This is a genomic window from Streptomyces sp. ATexAB-D23, from assembly GCF_000373645.1.
In the GTDB taxonomy this organism is placed as follows: domain Bacteria; phylum Actinomycetota; class Actinomycetes; order Streptomycetales; family Streptomycetaceae; genus Streptomyces; species Streptomyces castrisilvae.
Genome location: NZ_KB892057.1, coordinates 160,873 through 179,356 on the forward strand (window position 1 = coordinate 160,873; position 18,484 = coordinate 179,356).

General features: G+C 73.3%; 18 protein-coding genes. 13 read left to right on the forward strand and 5 right to left on the reverse strand.

The window, feature by feature from the left end; genetic code table 11:
• Window positions 1–65: 65 nt before the first annotated feature.
• Both B082_RS0130505 and B082_RS0130510 read right to left on the reverse strand, forming a co-directional pair.
• A complete protein-coding gene (locus B082_RS0130505) occupies window positions 66–1,295 on the reverse strand; it encodes an SLC13 family permease (protein ID WP_018555589.1) in 1,230 nt (409 codons plus the stop codon).
• A 36-nt stretch (window positions 1,296–1,331) separates the two neighbouring features.
• Window positions 1,332–2,255 (reverse strand): rhomboid family intramembrane serine protease, encoded by a 924-nt coding sequence (locus B082_RS0130510; RefSeq protein WP_018555590.1) that lies wholly within the window; start codon window positions 2,253–2,255, stop codon window positions 1,332–1,334.
• A gap of 186 nt (window positions 2,256–2,441) precedes the next feature.
• Between B082_RS0130510 and B082_RS0130515 the strand changes: the two genes are divergently transcribed.
• The 4 genes from B082_RS0130515 to B082_RS0130530 all read left to right on the forward strand — a co-directional run bounded on the left by B082_RS0130515 (window position 2,442) and on the right by B082_RS0130530 (window position 5,682).
• On the forward strand, window positions 2,442–2,948 hold the full coding sequence (locus tag B082_RS0130515) for a pyridoxamine 5'-phosphate oxidase family protein (protein ID WP_018555591.1): 507 nt from the start codon (window positions 2,442–2,444) through the stop codon (window positions 2,946–2,948).
• A gap of 48 nt (window positions 2,949–2,996) precedes the next feature.
• Window positions 2,997–3,608, forward strand: coding sequence for a TetR/AcrR family transcriptional regulator (locus B082_RS0130520; RefSeq protein WP_018555592.1), 612 nt, complete (start codon window positions 2,997–2,999; stop codon window positions 3,606–3,608).
• Window positions 3,609–3,819: 211 nt separating this feature from the next.
• Window positions 3,820–4,023, forward strand: coding sequence for a cold-shock protein (locus B082_RS0130525; RefSeq protein WP_018555593.1), 204 nt, complete (start codon window positions 3,820–3,822; stop codon window positions 4,021–4,023).
• A gap of 84 nt (window positions 4,024–4,107) precedes the next feature.
• Complete coding sequence (locus B082_RS0130530) at window positions 4,108–5,682, forward strand: DEAD/DEAH box helicase (RefSeq protein ID WP_018555594.1); 1,575 nt, start codon at window positions 4,108–4,110, stop codon at window positions 5,680–5,682.
• Between the two features lie 82 nt (window positions 5,683–5,764).
• Here B082_RS0130530 and B082_RS0130535 read toward each other — a convergent pair whose 3' ends face one another.
• Window positions 5,765–6,673: a hypothetical protein gene (locus B082_RS0130535; RefSeq protein WP_026250353.1), complete on the reverse strand. Its 909-nt coding sequence runs from the start codon at window positions 6,671–6,673 to the stop codon at window positions 5,765–5,767.
• Between the two features lie 73 nt (window positions 6,674–6,746).
• Complete coding sequence (locus B082_RS0130540) at window positions 6,747–8,534, reverse strand: glycoside hydrolase family 35 protein (RefSeq protein ID WP_018555596.1); 1,788 nt, start codon at window positions 8,532–8,534, stop codon at window positions 6,747–6,749.
• A gap of 147 nt (window positions 8,535–8,681) precedes the next feature.
• On the opposite strand from B082_RS0130540, the gene B082_RS0130545 reads away from it, so the two are divergent.
• A complete protein-coding gene (locus B082_RS0130545; RefSeq protein WP_018555597.1) occupies window positions 8,682–9,560 on the forward strand; it encodes a helix-turn-helix domain-containing protein in 879 nt (292 codons plus the stop codon).
• 239 nt (window positions 9,561–9,799) lie between these two features.
• Window positions 9,800–10,138, forward strand: a complete 339-nt coding sequence (locus B082_RS0130550) for a chorismate mutase (protein ID WP_018555598.1) — start codon at window positions 9,800–9,802, stop codon at window positions 10,136–10,138.
• A 35-nt stretch (window positions 10,139–10,173) separates the two neighbouring features.
• Here B082_RS0130550 and B082_RS0130555 read toward each other — a convergent pair whose 3' ends face one another.
• The gene (locus B082_RS0130555) at window positions 10,174–11,610 is read right to left on the reverse strand and encodes an MFS transporter (RefSeq protein ID WP_018555599.1); all 1,437 of its coding nucleotides are present in this window, start codon (window positions 11,608–11,610) and stop codon (window positions 10,174–10,176) included.
• 336 nt (window positions 11,611–11,946) lie between these two features.
• On the opposite strand from B082_RS0130555, the gene B082_RS0130560 reads away from it, so the two are divergent.
• From B082_RS0130560 to B082_RS0130590, 7 genes are all read left to right on the forward strand, one after another.
• Window positions 11,947–13,431, forward strand: a complete 1,485-nt coding sequence (locus tag B082_RS0130560) for an aldehyde dehydrogenase (protein WP_018555600.1) — start codon at window positions 11,947–11,949, stop codon at window positions 13,429–13,431.
• Between the two features lie 38 nt (window positions 13,432–13,469).
• Window positions 13,470–14,447, forward strand: a complete 978-nt coding sequence (locus B082_RS0130565) for a VOC family protein (protein ID WP_018555601.1) — start codon at window positions 13,470–13,472, stop codon at window positions 14,445–14,447.
• Window positions 14,444–15,283 carry an aspartate dehydrogenase domain-containing protein gene (locus B082_RS0130570; protein WP_018555602.1) on the forward strand — a complete coding sequence of 280 codons (840 nt, stop codon included), beginning with the start codon at window positions 14,444–14,446 and terminating at the stop codon, window positions 15,281–15,283. Before B082_RS0130565 ends, B082_RS0130570 begins: the two co-directional genes overlap by 4 nt.
• Window positions 15,280–16,068 carry an alpha/beta fold hydrolase gene (locus B082_RS0130575; protein WP_018555603.1) on the forward strand — a complete coding sequence of 263 codons (789 nt, stop codon included), beginning with the start codon at window positions 15,280–15,282 and terminating at the stop codon, window positions 16,066–16,068. The genes B082_RS0130570 and B082_RS0130575 overlap by 4 nt, the downstream gene beginning before the upstream one ends.
• A gap of 42 nt (window positions 16,069–16,110) precedes the next feature.
• Window positions 16,111–16,632: a cupin domain-containing protein gene (locus tag B082_RS0130580; protein ID WP_018555604.1), complete on the forward strand. Its 522-nt coding sequence runs from the start codon at window positions 16,111–16,113 to the stop codon at window positions 16,630–16,632.
• Window positions 16,632–17,390: an SDR family oxidoreductase gene (locus tag B082_RS0130585; protein WP_018555605.1), complete on the forward strand. Its 759-nt coding sequence runs from the start codon at window positions 16,632–16,634 to the stop codon at window positions 17,388–17,390. Before B082_RS0130580 ends, B082_RS0130585 begins: the two co-directional genes overlap by 1 nt.
• Window positions 17,391–17,693: 303 nt before the next feature.
• Complete coding sequence (locus B082_RS0130590; RefSeq protein ID WP_018555606.1) at window positions 17,694–18,479, forward strand: SDR family oxidoreductase; 786 nt, start codon at window positions 17,694–17,696, stop codon at window positions 18,477–18,479.
• Window positions 18,480–18,484 lie beyond the last annotated feature (5 nt).

An 18,484-nucleotide genomic window follows, 5' to 3' on the forward strand; every position in this document is an offset into this window, starting at 1 on the left:
TGCCCGTCCCCGACCGGACGACTCGGCAGGCGCCGTGGCGCATTCGGGGCCGGGCGCCGCCTGCCTCAGACGGTCAGGGCCAGCGCACAGGTGGCGGCGCCCGTCGCCCCCACCGCCAGCACCAGACCGGTCAGCACGAACCGCCGCACCCCGATGCGCGTCCCCTGCCACCGGCACCGCTCGAACCACAGCAGCGTCGCCAGCGACCCCCACGGCGTGACCAGCGGGCCCGCGTTGACCCCGACCAGCAGGGCGAGGAGCTGGTGGTGGTTGCCCGCCGGGACGGCCGCCTCGCCCGCCACGTACGCCGGAAGGTTGTTCAGCACGTTGGCGAGCCCCGCGCCGACCCCGGCCGTGCGCAGCATGCCCGCGAGGCCGTCGTCCGGGCCGAGCGCCCGCACCAGCAGCTCGTGCAGCCCGTGCGCGTTGACCGTCTCCACGACCAGGAACATCCCGGGCACCAGGATCAGCAGCCGCCACGGCACCAGCGACAGCCGCAGCTCGGCGCGGCGGCGCACCGCGTAGGCCACCACCACGACCGCAGTCGCCACCAGCGAGGCCGACCACAGCGGCACGTCCACGACCAGGATCGCCAGCAGGAACCCGGCGCACGCCACCGAGCTGACACCCAGCAGCACCCGGTCGTCGGGGGAGGGCACCGGCGGCGGGGTGTACGTGTCGGCGCCCCGCCGGCCACGGCGCCAGTAGAACACCCACAGACACAGGGCCGTCGCCCCGATCGCGGCCAGCTGCGGCAGCCACATCACGGCCGCGAGACCGGTGGGCGTCAGCGCCACCCGTTCCGCCGCCAGCAGGTTGGTCAGATTCGACACCGGCAGCAGCAGGCTCGCGGTGTTGGCCAGCCACACCGTCGTCATGGCGAGCGGCACCGCCGCGATGCCCACCCGGCCGGCCAGCGCCAGCATCACCGGAGTGAGCAGGACGGCCGTGGTGTCCAGGTTCAGGGTGATCGTGGTGAGCGAGGCGAACGCCACGCACAGCGCGAACAGCAGCGGATAACGGCCCCGGCCCGCTCGGGCCACCCAGGCCGCCACCACGTCGAAGACCTGGGCCCGTCCCGCCAGTTCCGCCAGCACGATCACGGTGGCCAGGAACGCCAGCAGCGGTCCGATGCGCCGCATCTGGTCCTGGGCAGGACCGGCGGGCAGCAGCCCGGTCGCCGCGGCGATCACTCCGGTCAGGAGCAGCCCGCCGGCCAGCCAGTCCAGCGGATGCAGCCGCCGGACCCGGGCGCCGAGGCGCGGGCCCACGGAAGTGGAGTGATCGTTCCGCATGTGGTCATCGTGTCAGACCGGGCACCCGGGCCCCGCTCAGCCCGTCAGCGCCGACGTCTTGAGGACCACCAGGAGCACCAGCACCGCCGCCAGCACCACACCCCCGGCCGCCTGCACCGCCGTACGCCGCCCGGCGGGGGCGTACGCGTACACGACCGTCACCGCCGCCCCCGTCAGCAGCCCGCCCAGGTGCGCCTGCCAGGAGGTGAAGCCCGCCGAGATCAGCATCCAGATCAGGAACACGGCCAGGAAGCGGTTGACCGCCCCCATGTCCCGGCCCAGACGGCGGCTGATCACGTAGAACGCGGCCGCGAGACCGAAGATCGCACCCGAGGCGCCCACCACGGAGTCGGACGGCGCGATCAGGTAGACCAGCACCGAACCGCCGAGCGCGGACAGCAGGTACAGCGCCAGATACCGGGCCCGCCCGAGCTGCTCCTCGACGAGCCTGCCCAGATTCCACAGCGCGTACATGTTGAACACGATGTGCAGCACACCGAACGGCACCGAACCGAGCGCGGAATCGCCCGGCGGCAGGTGCAGGAAGGACCCGGTCAGCAGCCGGTACCACTCACCGTCCAGCACGCCGATCACGTCGAAGCCGGGGAGATCCCCGCTCACGTACAGGTACCGGCCGCCGTCCGGACCGGTCAGCCCGGCCCCCGTCATCGAGAACCGGTCCACGATCTGCGGACGGATCAGCTCCGCCAGGTACCCCAGGACGTTGAGGCCGATCAGTACGTAGGTGACGACCGGCACCGCGCCGCGCGACACCGCACCGCCGAACGCCGTCCGAGCCTGCCGGACCGAGCGGTGCCCCTCCTTCACGCACTCCACGCACTGGTGGCCGACAGCCGCCTCGCGCATGCAGTCCGGGCAGATGAAGCGCTCGCAGCGGACACAGCTCACATACGTCTCGTACGAGGGATGGCGGTAGCACGTGGTGACGGCGGCCTCCATGGCCGGCTCCTTCGTCTGTACGGGGACCAGAGGCCGGTGGGGGCGGCGGCGATCAAGATAGCGAACGCGGCACCGCACCCCGCAGCCGGGCTCCGCGGGCCGCGACGGCGTCCGAACGGGTGGGCCGTGGCAGGTTCCGCCGGAATCCCGACAGAGGATGTCGGGATTCCCGGGTTCGATGACCTCATGACTTCGACTTCCTGGACAGACTTCCGGGCCGCCGAGCCCGTCTTCGCCGACACCGTGCGCCGGCGGTTCGAGCAGTACCGCCACCACGTCCTCGCCACGCTCCGCACGGACGGATCGCCCCGGCTCACCGGCCTGGAGGTCGACTTCTGGCGGGACGAGCCGCACCTCGGCATGATGCCGAACTCCCGCAAGGCCCTCGACCTGCGCCGCGACCCCCGCTTCTCGGTGCACGCCAACCCAGGGCCGGACGCCGAGATGGCCGACGGGGACGTCCGGATCTCCGGGCGCGCGGTCGAGGTGACCGACCCCGATGTGCTTGCCCGCTTCATCGAGGAGCGCAAGCCCCCCGAGCCCTTCCACCTCTTCCGCGTCGAGCCCACCGAGGTGGTGCGCGTCGGACTGGAGGGCGGCGACACCCTCGTCATCGGCACCTGGCGGCCCGGCCGCCCGCTGCGCACGATCCGCCGGGGCAACGACGAGGGGCCGCCTCCGCGGGACGCCTGAGGGCGGCCTTCGGCCCATGAGCCGCGCCGCGGGCGGGAGAATGGGCGGGTGCCTACCAAGAAGAAGCCCCAGGGGACCCCCTCGCCCGAGCGCCGCGCCGAACTGCTCGCCACCGCCGCCGAGGTCTTCGCCGCCCAGGGATACAACGCCACGACCGTGCGCAGGATCGCGGACGCGGCCGGAATGCTCGCGGGCAGCCTCTACTACCACTTCGATTCCAAGGAATCGATGGTGGACGAGATCCTCTCCACCTTCCTGAACGAGCTCTGGGAGGGGTACGACGCGGTGCTGGAAGCCGGGCTCGGCCCCAGGGAGACCATCGAGGCGCTGGTCACCGAGTCCTTCCGGGAGATCGACCGGCACCGCGACGCCGTCGCCATCTACCAGAAGGAGGCCCGGCACCTGGCCGCCCAGCCGAGGTTCCAGTACCTGGACGACTCGCAGCGCAAGTTCGAGAAGGCCTGGCTCGGCACCCTGGAGCGCGGCGTCGCCGACGGCACCTTCCGCGCCGACCTGGACATCCGTCTCACCTACCGGTTCGTCCGCGACACCGTCTGGGTCGCGGCGTCCTGGTACCGGCCCGGCGGGCGCCACAGCCCCGAGGAGATCGCCCGTCAGTACCTGTCGATGGTCCTGGACGGAATCGCCCTGCGGCACTGACACGTCCCCGCCCGCCCGACACCCGCCGCCGGATCGTGCTACGGTGTTCCCGTTGCAGTTTTGGTACCCATGAACTTTATGTGCGCCTGACGGGAATGCTTCGTCAGGCGCTTTATTGTTTTTCCGGCTTTCTCCGGAGTGGGGCTCAATGCGGCGACTTGGAATTCGTAAAGTGCGAATTTCCGGCACTGCACCTCCTTAGGAGAATGACATGGCTACTGGAACCGTGAAGTGGTTCAACTCTGAAAAGGGCTTCGGCTTCATCGAGCAGGACGGCGGCGGCGCCGACGTCTTCGCCCACTACTCGAACATCGCCACCTCGGGCTTCCGTGAGCTCCTGGAAGGCCAGAAGGTCACCTTCGACGTCACGCAGGGCCAGAAGGGCCCGCAGGCGGAGAACATCGTCCCGGCCTAATTGCCGGACGCGTACCTCGCAGCCGGGGCCCGCACCGTGAAGGTGCGGGCCCCGGCTCGTGCTGTCCCAGGAGGACATTCCGTTATGACCCGCTCCGAACGTCAGGACCGTCCCGCCCGCAACCGCCCGTCGAGGGGGCGCGGTACGGCCCAGGCAAAGGCAACCGCACAGGGTTCCGGCAAGGGATCCGGAAAGGCGTCGCCCCGTCGCAGGGCCACGCCGCCGCAGGGCGAATTCGCGCTGCCCGAGACCATCACCCCCGCACTGCCCGCCGTCGAGGCGTTCGCCGAGCTGGACATGCCCGCCGCCCTGCTGAAGACCCTTGCCGCGCAGGGCGTCACCGAACCGTTCCCGATCCAGGGCGCCACCCTGCCGAACTCGCTGGCCGGCCGGGACATCCTCGGCCGGGGCCGCACCGGCTCCGGCAAGACCCTCGCCTTCGGCCTCGCGCTCCTGGCCCGCACCGCCGGCCGCCGCGCCGAGCCCAAGGCACCCCTGGTCCTCGTCCTCGTCCCGACCCGCGAACTCGCCCAGCAGGTCACCGACGCCCTGACCCCGTACGCCACCGCGGTCAACCTGCGCCTGGCCACCGTCGTCGGCGGCATGTCGATCACCAAGCAGTCGGCCACGCTGCGGCGCGGCGCCGAGGTGCTCGTCGCGACCCCGGGCCGGCTCAAGGACCTCATCGAGCGCGGCGACTGCCGCCTGGACCAGGTCGCGATCACCGTCCTGGACGAGGCCGACCAGATGGCCGACATGGGCTTCATGCCGCAGGTCGTCGCCCTGCTCAAGCAGGTCGAGCCGGACGGACAGCGGATGCTGTTCTCCGCGACCCTCGACAAGAACATCGACCGCCTGGTCAAGATGTTCCTCACCGACCCCGTCGTGCACTCGGTCGACCCGTCCGCCGGCGCGGTCACCACCATGGAGCACCACGTGCTGCATGTGCTGGACGAGACCGACAAGAAGGCCGTCGCCACGAAGATCGCCGCCCGTGAGGGCCGCGTGATCATGTTCGTGGACACCAAGCGCGCCGCCGACCGCTTCGCCAAGCGGCTGCTGGCCAGCGGGGTCAGGGCCGCCGCCCTGCACGGCGGGCGTTCCCAGCCGCAGCGCAACCGGACCCTGGACCAGTTCAAGAACGGCCAGGTCACCGCCCTCGTCGCGACGAACGTGGCGGCGCGCGGCATCCACGTCGACGACCTCGACCTCGTCGTCAACGTGGACCCGCCCACCGACCACAAGGACTACCTGCACCGCGGCGGGCGCACCGCGCGGGCCGGGGAGTCCGGCAGCGTCGTCACGCTGGTGCTGCCCGAGGAGAAGCGGGAGATGACCCGGCTGATGCAGGACGCGGGCATCGCGCCGCGGACCACCCGCATCAAGTCCAGCGACGAGGAGCTGACCCGGATCACCGGGGCACGCGAACCGTCCGGTGTCGCGGTCGTCATAGAGGTCCCGCAGCCCACCCAGCCCAAGCCGCGCACCCGGCCGGCCGGGAACGGAGCGGGTACGGGTACCGGGACCCGGGTCCGCTCGGGCAGCCGGGGCCGCGGGCGACGCGGCGGTGGCGCGGGTGGCACCGGGGCCACCGCCGGTGGCGCTTCGCGCGGGACCGGCCGGGGCGCAGCGCCCTCGCGCGGGCGTCGCGCGGCGTAAGCAGGCCCGTTCGCCGGAGGGGCGACAAGCCCCTCCGGCGATTGAGATGCGGGGGCCGGGTGCGGCCCCCGCACCGGGACGCTCAGGTCGTGCAGTCCAGCACCGTGCGGCACAGCCCGCACCGCACCCGCACCCGGCCCCGGACCGGCACCCTGTTGCGCTGGTGACAGGTCGGGCACGGGAAGGAGACCCGCAGCCCGTCCCCGGTGGTCTCGAAACCGTACGGGACCTCCCGGCCCGGGGCCGCGCCCGCGCCCGGGTGGTCCAGCGCGTACCGCCGGTCCTTCGCGTACCTGCGGCGGCCCGCCCAGCCGGCCGCCGTGAGCGGCGGCTGCGCGCTCTCCCGCAGCGCCCGCGCCCGGCCCTCGGTGTACGCGGTGTACGCCTGCGGGCTGGTGAACCACGGCGAGGGGTCCTCGCCGAACACCAGCGCCCGCTTGGCCAGCACGTACCCGAACTCCTCCGGGGTGAGGTAGCCCAGCTTCTGACTGGACGTGGCGTCCTCGCGGAACGCGTCCAGCAGCAGCCAGCCCGCCCCCAGATAGGCCGCCGCCGTGTCGGTCAGGATCTCGTTGTCACGGGTCCCGGGGAATTCGAGGCCGAGCCGGTGCAGCAGCACATGCGTGACCTCGTGCGACAGGGCCGCGCCGATGTCCCGGCGGTGCGTACGGAAGCGGTCGTTCAGCTCGATGAAGTACTCCGGGCCCGCCGCGAGTTCGACACTGCCCGCGTGCTCCATCGACCGGAACGCCACGATCATCCGCGCGTCGGGCAGCCGGAAGTGGTGCACCATCGCCCGCGCCACCCGCTGCGCGCCCACATGGAGGTCGTCCGTGTCGGCGAACGCGGCGTCGACCGGGGCGAGGCCGGCGGCGAACTGCTGGACCCCTTCGTACGAGAGCCGCCGGTACAGCGCGGTGATCGCCGACCGGACCGTGGCCAGATGCGGGAAACCGTGCTCCACCGGGCTGCGACGGGGGCTCTCCGGCACCTGCCCACCCCCACTCGCGCGCCGCTCTCGACTCCTTGCCACTGTAGACCTCGGCGGCGGCCCCGGGGTTGACTCAGCCGCCCGCCCGCACCGGCAGCCCCGGACCCAGCTCGACGTACGGCGCCCCCGCGCCCTCCGTCTCCAGCACCCACACCTCGTTGGCACCCTCCCGCAGCACGGGCCCCGGCACGTACAGCGTCCGCTGCGGCCCCACCGACCAGTAGCGGCCGAGGCAGAAGCCGTTCACCCAGACGAATCCGCGCGTCCAGCCGGGGAGTTCGAGACCGGCGTGGTCCAGGCCGTCCGCGCCCGCGATCTCGAACGCGCCCCGGTACAGGCCCGTCGTGCCGGACCCGTCGACCGGCGCGAACGCGACCCCCGCCACCGCGCCCGGCTCGTCGAACGCGTCGAGCCGCAGCGCCCGCGCCCGCACCCCGTGCAGGTACTGGCGCTCGTGCAGCACGCCCCCGGTGATCCCCTTCGGCTCACCCAGGCGCGGCCCGTAGTTGACCCGCCCCAGCGACTCCACCCACAGCTCCACTTCGGCGGGCCCGGCCACCGGCTCCGCCAGGTCCGCCGCCTCCTCGCTCAGCACGCCCCGGCGCTCCCCGTCCACGTACACCACGGCCCGGTCCCGCAGCCCCGCCACCCCCAGGGTGTACGGGCGGCGCGGACCCGGCACGGCGACCCGGTAGCGCACCAGGCCCCGGTCGACGCCCAGCTCCTCGAAGGTGGGCGGCACCCCGGACTCCTCGGACTCCTCCTCACCCAGCGCCTCCAGCACGGCGGGCAGCGGCGCCCACTGGGTCAGCTCGGCCCGCACCGGGGCGGCCGGCCCGACGGGCTCGGGCGGCGGCTCCGGCAGCGGCCCGTCCGCGTACCCGGCGAGGACCTCGCGGAACAGGTGGAACTTCTCCGTGGCCCGGCCGTACTCGTCGACCGGCGCGTCGTAGTCGTACGACGTCACCGTCGGCCGCAGCTCCCCGTCCTGGAGCGGGCCCGAGCGGTTGGCGCCCGCCCAGCCGGCGAAGTTCGTGCCGCCGTGCGCCATGTAGATGTTCACCGACGCCCCGCACTCCAGGATCTCCGCCAGCGCCCCGGCGGCCTGGGCCGGGTCCCGGACGACCGGCGGCGCGCCCCAGTGCTCGAACCAGCCGCACCAGAACTCCATGCACATCAGCGGGCCCGTCGCCCGGTGGCGGCGCAGCACCCGGAACGCCTCACGGGCCCCCGAGCCGAAGTTCGCCGTGGCGAGCAGACCGGGCACCGAACCACCGGTCAGCATGTGGTCCTCCGGCCCGTCCGATGTGAACAGCGGAACGCCCACGCCGCACTCGCCGAGCATCTCGGCCACGCGGCGCAGATACACCTCGTCGGTGCCGTAACTCCCGTACTCGTTCTCGGCCTGCACCATGACCACCGGGCCGCCGCGGCCGATCTGCCGCTCCGCGACCTGCGGCAGCAGCGCGGCGAACCAGGAGCGCACCGCGCCGAGATAGTCCTCGTCCCGGGTCCGGACCCGCCGCCCGAAACGGCCGGTCACCCAGGCCGGCAGGCCACCGTTCTCCCACTCCGCGCAGATGTACGGCCCGGGGCGCACGATCGCCCACAGCCCGGCCCGGTGCGCCGCGTCCAGGAACCGGCCGAGCGCCCCGACGTCCCGGAACCGGCCGGGCGCCGGCTCGTGGAGGTTCCACGGGACGTACGTCTCCACGCAGTTCAGCCCCATCGCCCTGAGCATCGCGAGCCGGTGGTCCCACTGGGCCTCGTGCACCCGGAAGTAGTGCAGGGCCCCTGACAGCAGCCGTACGGGCCTCCCGTCGATCCGGAAGCCGTCGTCCCCCACGGTGAAGTCAGCCATCGTGCTCGTTCTCTCCATGTGCGCGGAATGTGTCGGTCCAGGCTCACCCCTGGTGTGCGGCCGGTCCATGGACAAAGATCATGGCTGTTTGGACGCAGCGCCCGTGCGGCTGCGGCGCGCGAGGCGAGGACCGGGGAGTGACGGCCGATGTACCACACCTGGATGCGTTTCTTCACCCCGAGCCCGCTCCACCACCGCCTCGGCCTGGTCTGCCTCGGGGTCGGCCTCCAGCACGGCACGCTGCCGACCGTGGGCCCGCGCACCCTCGACCACCACGTGGCCGTCGTCATCAACGCGGGCAGCGGGTGGTTCGCCGGGCCGGACGGGCGCCGGGTGCCCGTGACCGCGCCCAGCCTGATCTGGCTGACCCCGGGCACCCCGCACCACTACGGCGCCGACCCGGCGACCGGCTGGGACGAGAGCTTCGTCGACTTCACCGGGCCCGCCACCACCACGTACACCGAGCTCGGCTACATCGAGCCGGACCGCCCCCTGGTCCCGCTCGCCGACACCGCCGCCCCGCGCGCCGCGGTCGGCCGCATGGTCCGGGCGGCCCGGCGCGGCAACCCGCTCCTGGAAGTGGAGACCGGGGCGGCCGTCCACGAACTCCTGGTCGCGCTGCGCAGGGCCCGCGCCGATGTCGGCCCGGACGGCGATCCGGTCCTCCAGGCGCTGGCCCGGGACGCCTTCCAGCCGCTGTCGGTGGCCGAGCACGCGGCCCGGCACGGCATGACGTCCGCCGAGCTGCGGACGGTGGTGCGCCGGGGCGCGGGGTGCAGCCCGAAGGACTACCTCCTGGGCATCCGGCTCGGCCGCGCCAAGGAGCTCCTGGCCACCGGCGACCTGCCGGTCGCGGCCGTGGCCCGCCGCGTCGGCTACGACGACCCGGCGTACTTCTCGCGCCTGTTCGCCCGCCGGGTGGGCATGGCCCCGGTCCGCTTCCGCGAACAGCAGGGGCGCAGTGTGCCGGGCGGCTGGAGCGACCGGGTACCCGACGCCGAGCACCCGCCGACGATCATCCCCTAGGGCCTGTCTTCGAACTGCCGTCTGCCGGGCGACGCCACGCACGCACTCTCGCCGCACCGGTCCCCGACCCCGGTACGTCCGGTACAGGGGCCCGGGGCCGGCACGCCGAGGAGTGGGGTCTCCCCTGTTCGAGCGGAGCCGAGAACTCGGGGACGCACCTGACGCCGCCCGGCCGCCCTTCGGGCGACGACGGCAGTCTGAAGACAGGCTCTGGCCCCGAGGCCCTAAGCTCGCTGACCATGACCACGAGCGACATCGACGACTCCGTACGCGTCGAACTGAACCGGCTGCGCCAGAGCATCGACAACATCGACGCGGCCGTCGTCCACATGCTGGCCGAGCGCTTCAAGTGCACCCAGCAGGTCGGCCACCTCAAGGCCGCCCACCAGCTGCCCCCGGCCGACCCGGCCCGCGAGGCCCGGCAGATCGCCCGGCTGCGCGAGCTGGCGGAGAGCGCCCACCTGGACCCGGCCTTCGCCGAGAAGCTGCTGAACTTCGTGGTCGCCGAGGTCATCCGCCACCACGAGCGCATCGCGGAGGAGTCGGTGAACGACGCGGCGAGGGCCGGGGAGCGGTAGCCTCCCCGGCCCTCCTGGCCTCCCGCGCCCCGGTCTCAGGGGGAGATCTCCTCCAGGGGCCGGTTCGCGGTCTCCTCGGCCAGGGTGCCGGCGACCACCGCGCCGACCACCGCCACCGCGGCGAGCATCACGAAGACCGCGGTCACGCTGTCGTTCGCCGCGTAGACCACGCCGACCAGGATCGGGCCGAGGATCACGCCCAGCCGGTTGACCGCGCCGCCGACGCTGCACCCGAGCGCCCGCATCCGGGTCGGGTACAGCTCGGGCGTGTACAGGTACAGGCAGATGTTGGAGCCGAAGAAGCCGACCGCCGAGAGCGAGGTCCAGATCAGGACCTGGACGGGGGAGCCGGCGCCGAGCGCTGCCAGGGTGAGCAGGAGGGCGGCCGAGGCGCCGAGGCAGATCGCGAAGATCCGCCGGCGGCCCAGGGCGTCCACGGTGAGGGCGACGACCAGGCAGCCGATCAGGCCGGCGACCGAGGTCACCGTGGAGTAGAGCAGGGCGTCGGAGAGGGTGAGGCCGTACTCGTCCTTGTAGATGCTGGGCAGCCAGGACGTCACGCCGTAGTTCACGAAGTAACCGGTGAACCAGATCGCGCCGACGACCAGGGTGCGGCGCCGGTAGCGGCCGGTGAACAGGCCGCGCACGCCGGTCGCGGCGCGCTCCGCCGCGGTGGCGGTGGCGGCCCGGGGAGCGGGGGCGGGGGAGGTCTTCGACGTACCCGGGGCGGGGAGCGGCTGTCCCGTCGCCGCCACCACCTTCGCCTCGATCTCGGTCATCACCGCTTCCGCCTCGGCGAGCCGGCCCCGGTCCGCGAGCCAGCGGGGCGACTCCGGGACCCGGCGCTGGACGAGGAAGGCCAGCAGGCCGGGCACGGCGGCGACCGCGAACATGGTGCGCCAGCCGGCCGCCGGGACCACCCAGGCCGCGACCAGGGCCCCGACGGTGAGGCCCGCCGGGAAGACCAGCTCGTACAGCAGGACGAAGCGGCCCCGCTTGAAGCTGCGCGTGATCTCGCTGATGAAGGCCGCGGCCACCGGCACCTCGCCGCCGATCGCGAGCCCCTGGACGAAGCGCAGCGCCAGGAACGGCGTGAGTGAGGTGCAGGCGGTCAGGGCCAGGCTGACCAGGCCCGAGACGGCCACGCAGTACGCGATCACCTTCACCCGGCCGTAGCGGTCCGCCAGCCTCCCCGAGAGCAGGGCGCCGACGAGCATGCCGACCGAGCCGACGGTGAGGACGGCCGTGGCGTCGCCCGTGCTCAGGTGCCACTCGTCGCGCAGCTCGGGCAGCGCGTAGGCGATCAGCAACTGGTCGAAGGCCTCGAAGAAGGTGACCACACCCACGATCAGGCGGACGGTGACGTGCCAGCGGGAGGGCGGCAGCCGCTCGAAGCGGGCCGCGACGGCGGTGCGGGTGGTGCCGCCGGGCGAGGAGCCCGGTGCGGCGTCCTGCGAGATGTCGGTGCTCATCCAGGGTTCCTCCTGCTCCGCGGGGGGCCGGAGCGGTTGGGGAGCCAGGTGTACGGGGTTTGCAGAGGGATGTGGGTCAGCCGAGCGTACGGGTGGGGGAGCGGCACGCGGTGCCTGTGGGGCGGGTGACATCGCCCACGAACCTCTGTAAGCACCTAGCTTCTTAGGGCTTAAGTTCTATCCGTCCAGGGGTGGCGGCCGTCAAGACCCCGGGGGCAAAAGAGTTTTTGCCCGGGGGGCTTGCGGGCAATTACTTAAGCACTTAGCTTTTTAGCCCTGAGGTAACCGGCCCCCGTGGCCGGACCGAGAACCGCTACGACCGCAGGAGGCCAACCGATGCTTGCCGACGAGGTGTTGGTCGCAGGACAGTGGCGCCAGGGGCGGGGCGCCCTCATCGAGACCGCCGACCCGGCCACCGGCCAGGTCATCGCCACCGTGCGCGCCGCATCCCTCGAAGACGTCGAGGAAGCCGCGACCGCTGCTGCCCAGGCCGCCCGGGACCCCGCCTGGCGCGAGCTGCCCGCCCACCTCCGCGCCCGGCTGCTGCACCGCGTCGCCGACCTCGTCGAGCAGAGCGCCGAGAGGCTCTCCGCCCTCCAGACCGCCGACACCGGCAAGTGCCGCACCGAGACCCGCGCCCTCGTCCTCAGCGCCGCCGGCACCTTCCGCTACACCGCCGCCGCCCTGGAGACCGCCGAGGACGCCCTCACCCCCGCGCGCGGCCCGTACGTCACGATGAGCGTCCACGAACCCATCGGCGTCGTCGGCGCGATCACCCCCTGGAACTCGCCGATCGCCAGCGACGCCCAGAAGCTCGCCCCCGCGCTCGCCGCCGGCAACGCCGTCCTCCTCAAGCCCGCCGAGTGGACCCCGCTCGTCGCCCTCGCGCTCGGCCGCCTCGTCCACCAGGCGCTCACCGAGGCCGGCCTGCCCACCGCGCTGCTCTCGGTCCTGCCGGGGCGCGGCAGCGTCATCGGCGACGCGATCGTGCGCCACCCGGCCGTCGGGAAGATCACCTTCACCGGCGGTACGGCCACCGGCCGCACCCTCGCCCACGCCGCCGCCGACAAACTGATCCCCGTCTCCCTCGAACTCGGCGGAAAGTCACCGACGATCGTCCTGGAGGACGCCGACCTGGAGCAGGCACTCGCCGGCGTCATGTACGGCGTCTTCTCCTCCAGCGGGCAGAGCTGCATCGCCGGCTCCCGCCTCTTCGTCCACCGCTCCCGCTACGAGGAGTTCCTCGGCGAACTCGTCGCCCGTACGCAGAAGCTGCGCGTCGGCCCCGGCACCGACCCGGACACCCAGGTCGCTCCGCTCGTCCACCACCGCCACCGCGACAGCGTCGCCGCCTACGTCGACCTGGCCCGCGAGGAGGGCGCCACCGTCCGGTGCGGGGGAGCCGCCCCCGACGGCGCGCGCCACCGGGCCGGCGCCTACTACCTGCCCACCGTCCTGGACGGGCTCCCCCACACCGCCCGGGTCTGCCAGGAGGAGATCTTCGGCCCTGTCCTGGTCGCCCTGCCCTTCGATGACGACGACGACCTCGTCACCCAGGCCAACGCCAGCGTCTACGGCCTGGCCTGCGGCATCTGGACCCGCGACCACGCCCGCGCCTGGCGCCTCGCCCGCCGGATCGACGCGGGGACCGTCTGGATCAACACGTACAAGCAGTTCAGCATCTCCACCCCGTTCGGCGGGCTGAAGGACAGCGGCATCGGCACCGAGAAGGGCCGCGACCTCATCCGCGGCTACCAACGGCAGAAGTCCCTCTACTGGGCCACCGACACCACCCCGCTGCCCTGGGCCGCCGCCCACTGACACCGCACGCGCCCCACCCACCCGAGCGGGAGAACACCATGCCCCACACCCACCCCCAGCCGATCGCCCGGCTCCGCGCCCTGCGCTCCGTCGAACTCCGTACCCCCGCCTTCACCGAGTCCGCCGACTTCTACGCGGAGGTCTGGGGCCTGGAACCCGTCGAACGCGACACCGACACCACCTGGCTGCGCGGCACCGGGGAGGAACACCACGTCCTCCAGCTCACCCGCGGCGAACACAACGGGCTCGGCCGCATCGCCTTCGCCGTCGCCACCCCCGCCGAGGTGGACGAGGCCGCTCGCCGGCTCCTCGCCCGGTCCATCGTCCCCGTCGCCGGTCCCGGCCCCCTCGACCAGGCCGGCGGCGGCTACGGGCTCCGCTTCACCGACCCCGAGGGCCGGCTGATCGAACTCAGCGCCCAGACCCACGCCGTCACCCCGCGCGGCCGGGACGCCGCCGTGCCCGTCGGCGTCACCCACACCGTCCTCAACACCACGGACATCGACGCCGCCGTCGCCTTCTACACCTCCGTGCTCGGGCTGCGCGTCTCCGACTGGTCCGAGCACCAGATGGCCTTCCTGCGCTGCAACGCCGACCACCACTGCATCGCGTTCAACCAGGCCGAGTGGACCTCCCTCAACCACGTCGCCTACGAGATGACGTCGGTCGACCACTTCATGCGCGGCCTCGGCCGGCTCCGCCACCACGGCATCAGCCCCCAGTGGGGGCCCGGCCGGCACGGCCCCGGCAACAACACCTTCTCCTACTTCACCGACCCGGCCGGACTTGTCTGCGAATACACCTCCGAGGTCGCGCAGATCGTCGAGGACGCCTGGATCGCCAAGGTCTGGCGCCGCACCCCCGACCTCTCCGACCTGTGGGGCACCGCCGGACCGCCCTCGCCCGCGATCCGCTCCCACATGGCCGGCATCCCCGACCCGGGCCCCCTCGCCGGATCCGCCCCCGGCCCTCTCGCCGAAGCCACCGCCGACACCACCGAAGAGGTGACCGCGTGACCGCCACCCTCACCCCCCGGCCGGACACCCCCGCCCGTCCCGACCGCCCCGTGCGCCGCATCGGCCTCGTCGGCTGGGGCGCCATCGGACGCGTCGTCGGCACCGCACTCGCCGAAGGCCGCGTCCCCGGCGCCGAACTCACCTGCGTCATCGACAACCGGCCCCTGGTCGACGCCCCCGCACCCCAGCTCTCCTTCGACGACGCCCTCGCCGTCTGCGACCTCGTCGTGGAAGCGGCCGGCCAGGGAGTCGTACGCGAATGGGCCGAACGCGTCCTCACCAGCGGCGCCGACCTGCTCATCGCCTCCACCGGAGCCCTGGTCGACCCCGAACTCACCGCCCGGCTGCGCGCCGCCGGACCCGGCCGCGTCTACTTCACCGGCGGCGCCGTCGGCGGCCTCGACCTCCTCCAGGCCGTCCGCGGACTCGGCCCCCTCACCTCCGTCACCCTCACCACCACCAAGCTCCCCGCCACCCTCCACCAGCCCTGGATGGACGCCGCGCTCACCGCCCGGCTGCACACCACCACCGAACCCGTCGAGGTCATGCGCGGCACCGCCCGCGACGTCCCGGCCAAGTTCCCCAAGTCGACCAACGTCGCCGCGTCCGTCGCCCTCGCCACCGGCGACCCGGACCTCGTGGAGGTCGTCGTCGTCGCGGACCCGGACGCCACCCTCACCCGGCACGTCATCGAGGCGGCCGGCCCGCACGGCACATACCGCTTCGAGGTCGAACACCGGCCCGACGCCGCCAACCCCGCCACCAGCCAGGTCGTCCCGCACGCCGTGCTCCGCAGCCTCGGCGCCGTCGTCGGCCGGGCGGGACAGATCCTGTGACCGCCGCCGGAATCCACACCCGGGAAGCCGGCGACCCCGAAGCCCCGCTCCTGTTCTGCCTGCACGGCATCGGTTCCTCGTCCGCCGCCTTCGCCCCCCAGCTCGCCGGCCTCGCCGACCAGGTACGCGTGGTGGCCTGGGACGCCCCGGGATACGCGGACTCCGCCGACCCCGCCCACGCCCCCGGCCTCGACGGCTACGCCGACACCGCCGCCGCCCTCATCCGCGCCCACGGCGGCCCCGCCCACGTCCTCGGCGTCTCCTGGGGCGGCGTCATCGCCCTGCGCCTCGCCGCCCGCCACCCCGGACTCGTCGCCTCACTGATCGTCGCCGACTCCAGCCGGGGCTCCGGCACCGACCCGGACAAGGCGAAGGCGATGCGCGCACGGGCCGGGCGGCTCGCCGCCGAAGGACCCGACGCCTTCGCCGCCGCCCGCGGCCCCCGCCTCGTCTCGGACGCCGCACCGCCCGCCCTCGTCCAACGCGTCGTCACCACCATGGCCGCCGCCGTCCGCAACCCCGGCTACGGATACGCCGCCGAGGCCATGGCCGGGGCCGACCTCACCGACGACCTGCCCGCCATCACCGCACCCGCCCTCGTCCTGTGCGGCGAGCAGGACACGGTCACCGGCACCGACGAGTCCCAGATCCTGGCGGGCGGCCTGGAGAAATCCGTCTACGTCACCCTCTCCGGCGCCGGACACCTGGCCAACCAGGAACGCCCCGAGGCCTTCAACGCCTGGGTCCGCGCCCACCTCCACGTCGTCGCCCGCGTTCCCGCGTAACGACGAGACCCCCACCCCCCCCGATACACCGAGGAGCATCCCGTGCCCATCGACAAGACCCCGTACGAGAACAACGGCGACCTCGCGAAGTTCACCGACTCCCTCATCGCCACCAAGGACTCCCGCGAACCCGACTGGGACACCCTGTCCTTCCAGGAGAAGGCCGGCGCCCAGTACCGCCGCGCCCAGATCCGCTACGTCGGCTCCGGCGCCACCGGCAACCACGAGAACGACAACCGCATCCTGCCCTCGGGCGGCTTCACCCTCTCCAACATGCTGCTCCCGCCGGGCGCCGAGGGCCCCGAGCACACCCACCACGACGTGGAGGAGGCGTTCTTCGTCCTGGAGGGCCAGGTCAGGGTCGGCATCCACCGCGGCGCCGGCGAGAGCGAGTACCGCACCCTCGGCTACCGCGACATGATCGTCGTCCCCGCCGGAGTGGCCCGCTCCCTGAAGAACGAGGGGGACACCGACGCCCTGTTCTGCGTCATCATCGGCACCCGCAAGCCGCAGGTCCCCACCTACCCCGAGCACTCCCCGATGCACGGCGTCACCCGCGACTGATGGCCGCCGACGACACCCCCCGCACGGTCGTCGTCACCGGCGCCGGCCGCGGCCTCGGACTGGCCGCGGCCCGCCGGATCGGCGGCGACGGATTCCGCGTCGTCATCGCCGAACTCGACGCGGCCACCGGCCGGCGGGCGGAGGCAGAGCTGCGCGCCGACGGCATCACCGCGGACTACCGCCCGCTCGACGTCGCCGACCCGCACTCCGTCACCGCCCTCGCCGACACCCTCGCCCGCGACGGCAGCCGGCTCCACGGGCTGGTCAACAACGCCGGGCTCGCCAACGCGGTCGGCGGCAAACCGTTCCACGAGATCGACATCGAGACCTGGGACCGCATCATGACGGTCAACGCCCGCGGCCCCTGGCTCGTCGCCCGCGCCCTCCTCCCGCTCATGCGGGCCAACGGCGCCGGACGCATCGTCAACCTCGCATCGGACGCCGCCCTCTACGGCTCACCCCGGCTCGCCCACTACATCGCGTCCAAGGGCGCGGTGATCTCCCTGACCCGGGCGATGGCACGCGAGACCGGCGACCTCGGTATCACCGTCAACGCGGTCGCCCCCGGCCTCACGGAAGGGGAGTCCGCCGTGGACATCCCGGCCGAACGCCACGAGCTGTACCGGCTGAACCGGGCCATCTCCCGTCCCCAGCAACCCTCCGACCTGGTCGGCCTGATCGCCTTCCTCATCGGCGAGGAGTCCGGCTACATCACCGGCCAGACCTTCGCGGTCAACGGCGGCTTCACGATGAACTGACCGTTCCCGCCCCCGAACGAGTCCGGGCCCGCCCGGCACACCGGGCCCGCCCGGCACACCGGGCCCGCCCGGCACACCGGGCCCGCCCGGCACACCGGGCCCGCCCGGCACACCGGGNCCGGGCCCGCCCGGCACACCGGGCCCGCCCGGCACACCGGGCCCGCCCGGCACACCGGGCCCGCCCGGCACACCGGGCCCGCCCGGCACACCGGGCCCGTCCGGCGATTGAGGACACCACCCGCACCGGGGTCCCGGCGCCCCCGCGGAGCGCCCCGCCCACCCCAACCCGCAAGGAGCCGCGACATGGACCTCCGCCTGAAAGGCACCCGCATCCTCGTCACCGGCGGCAGCTCCGGCGTCGGCCTCGCCACCGTCCGCACACTGCTCCGGGAAGGCGCCCGTGTCGCCACCTGCGGCCGCCGCGCCGACGCCCTCGCGAAGGCCCTCGACGGCCTCGCCGGACCCGGCTCGCTCTACCACGCCCCCTGCGACGTGACCGACGAGGCCGCCGTACGCGCCTTCACCGACGCCGCCGCCGACCACCTCGGCGGCCTCGACGGCCTCGTCAACAACGCCGGCGCCTCCCGGATGAAACCCTTCGCCGAGACCACCCCCGCCGACTGGCGCGAGGAGCTGGAACTCAAATTCTTCGGCGTCCTCAACCCCCTGCACGCCGCCCTGCCCCACCTGCGCGCATCCGGCGCCGCCTCCGTCGTCAACATCAACGCCGTCCTCGCCAAACAGCCCGAGACCCGGCTGATGACCACCAGTGCCGCCCGCGCCGGCATCCTCAACCTCTCCACCTCCCTGTCCAAGGAACTCGCCCCCGACAACATCCGCGTCAACTCCGTCTGCCTCGGCCTCATCGACACCGGGCAGTGGGAACGCCGCCACGCCGCCTCCGGCAGTCCCCTGGACTACCCCGCCTGGCAGGCCGAACTCGCCGCCGACCGGGGCATCGCGCTCGGCCGCCTCGGCAACGCCGACGAAGTCGCGTACGCCGTCACCGCCCTGCTCTCACCCAGGGCCTCCTACATCACCGGCACCACCGTCGACGTCTGCGGCGGCGTCAACCGAGCCGTCGCGTAACCCCC

Coding starts and splice junctions, on each gene's coding strand:
- B082_RS0130515 (WP_018555591.1), top strand. CDS start 2,442: ATGACTTCGACTTCCTGGACAGACTTCCGGGCCGCCGAGCCCGTCTTC.
- B082_RS0130550 (WP_018555598.1), top strand. CDS start 9,800: ATGACCACGAGCGACATCGACGACTCCGTACGCGTCGAACTGAACCGG.
- B082_RS0130530 (WP_018555594.1), top strand. CDS start 4,108: ATGACCCGCTCCGAACGTCAGGACCGTCCCGCCCGCAACCGCCCGTCG.
- B082_RS0130540 (WP_018555596.1), bottom strand. CDS start 8,534: ATGGCTGACTTCACCGTGGGGGACGACGGCTTCCGGATCGACGGGAGG.
- B082_RS0130545 (WP_018555597.1), top strand. CDS start 8,682: ATGTACCACACCTGGATGCGTTTCTTCACCCCGAGCCCGCTCCACCAC.
- B082_RS0130560 (WP_018555600.1), top strand. CDS start 11,947: ATGCTTGCCGACGAGGTGTTGGTCGCAGGACAGTGGCGCCAGGGGCGG.
- B082_RS0130565 (WP_018555601.1), top strand. CDS start 13,470: ATGCCCCACACCCACCCCCAGCCGATCGCCCGGCTCCGCGCCCTGCGC.
- B082_RS0130585 (WP_018555605.1), top strand. CDS start 16,632: ATGGCCGCCGACGACACCCCCCGCACGGTCGTCGTCACCGGCGCCGGC.
- B082_RS0130505 (WP_018555589.1), bottom strand. CDS start 1,295: ATGCGGAACGATCACTCCACTTCCGTGGGCCCGCGCCTCGGCGCCCGG.
- B082_RS0130525 (WP_018555593.1), top strand. CDS start 3,820: ATGGCTACTGGAACCGTGAAGTGGTTCAACTCTGAAAAGGGCTTCGGC.
- B082_RS0130590 (WP_018555606.1), top strand. CDS start 17,694: ATGGACCTCCGCCTGAAAGGCACCCGCATCCTCGTCACCGGCGGCAGC.
- B082_RS0130555 (WP_018555599.1), bottom strand. CDS start 11,610: ATGAGCACCGACATCTCGCAGGACGCCGCACCGGGCTCCTCGCCCGGC.
- B082_RS0130510 (WP_018555590.1), bottom strand. CDS start 2,255: ATGGAGGCCGCCGTCACCACGTGCTACCGCCATCCCTCGTACGAGACG.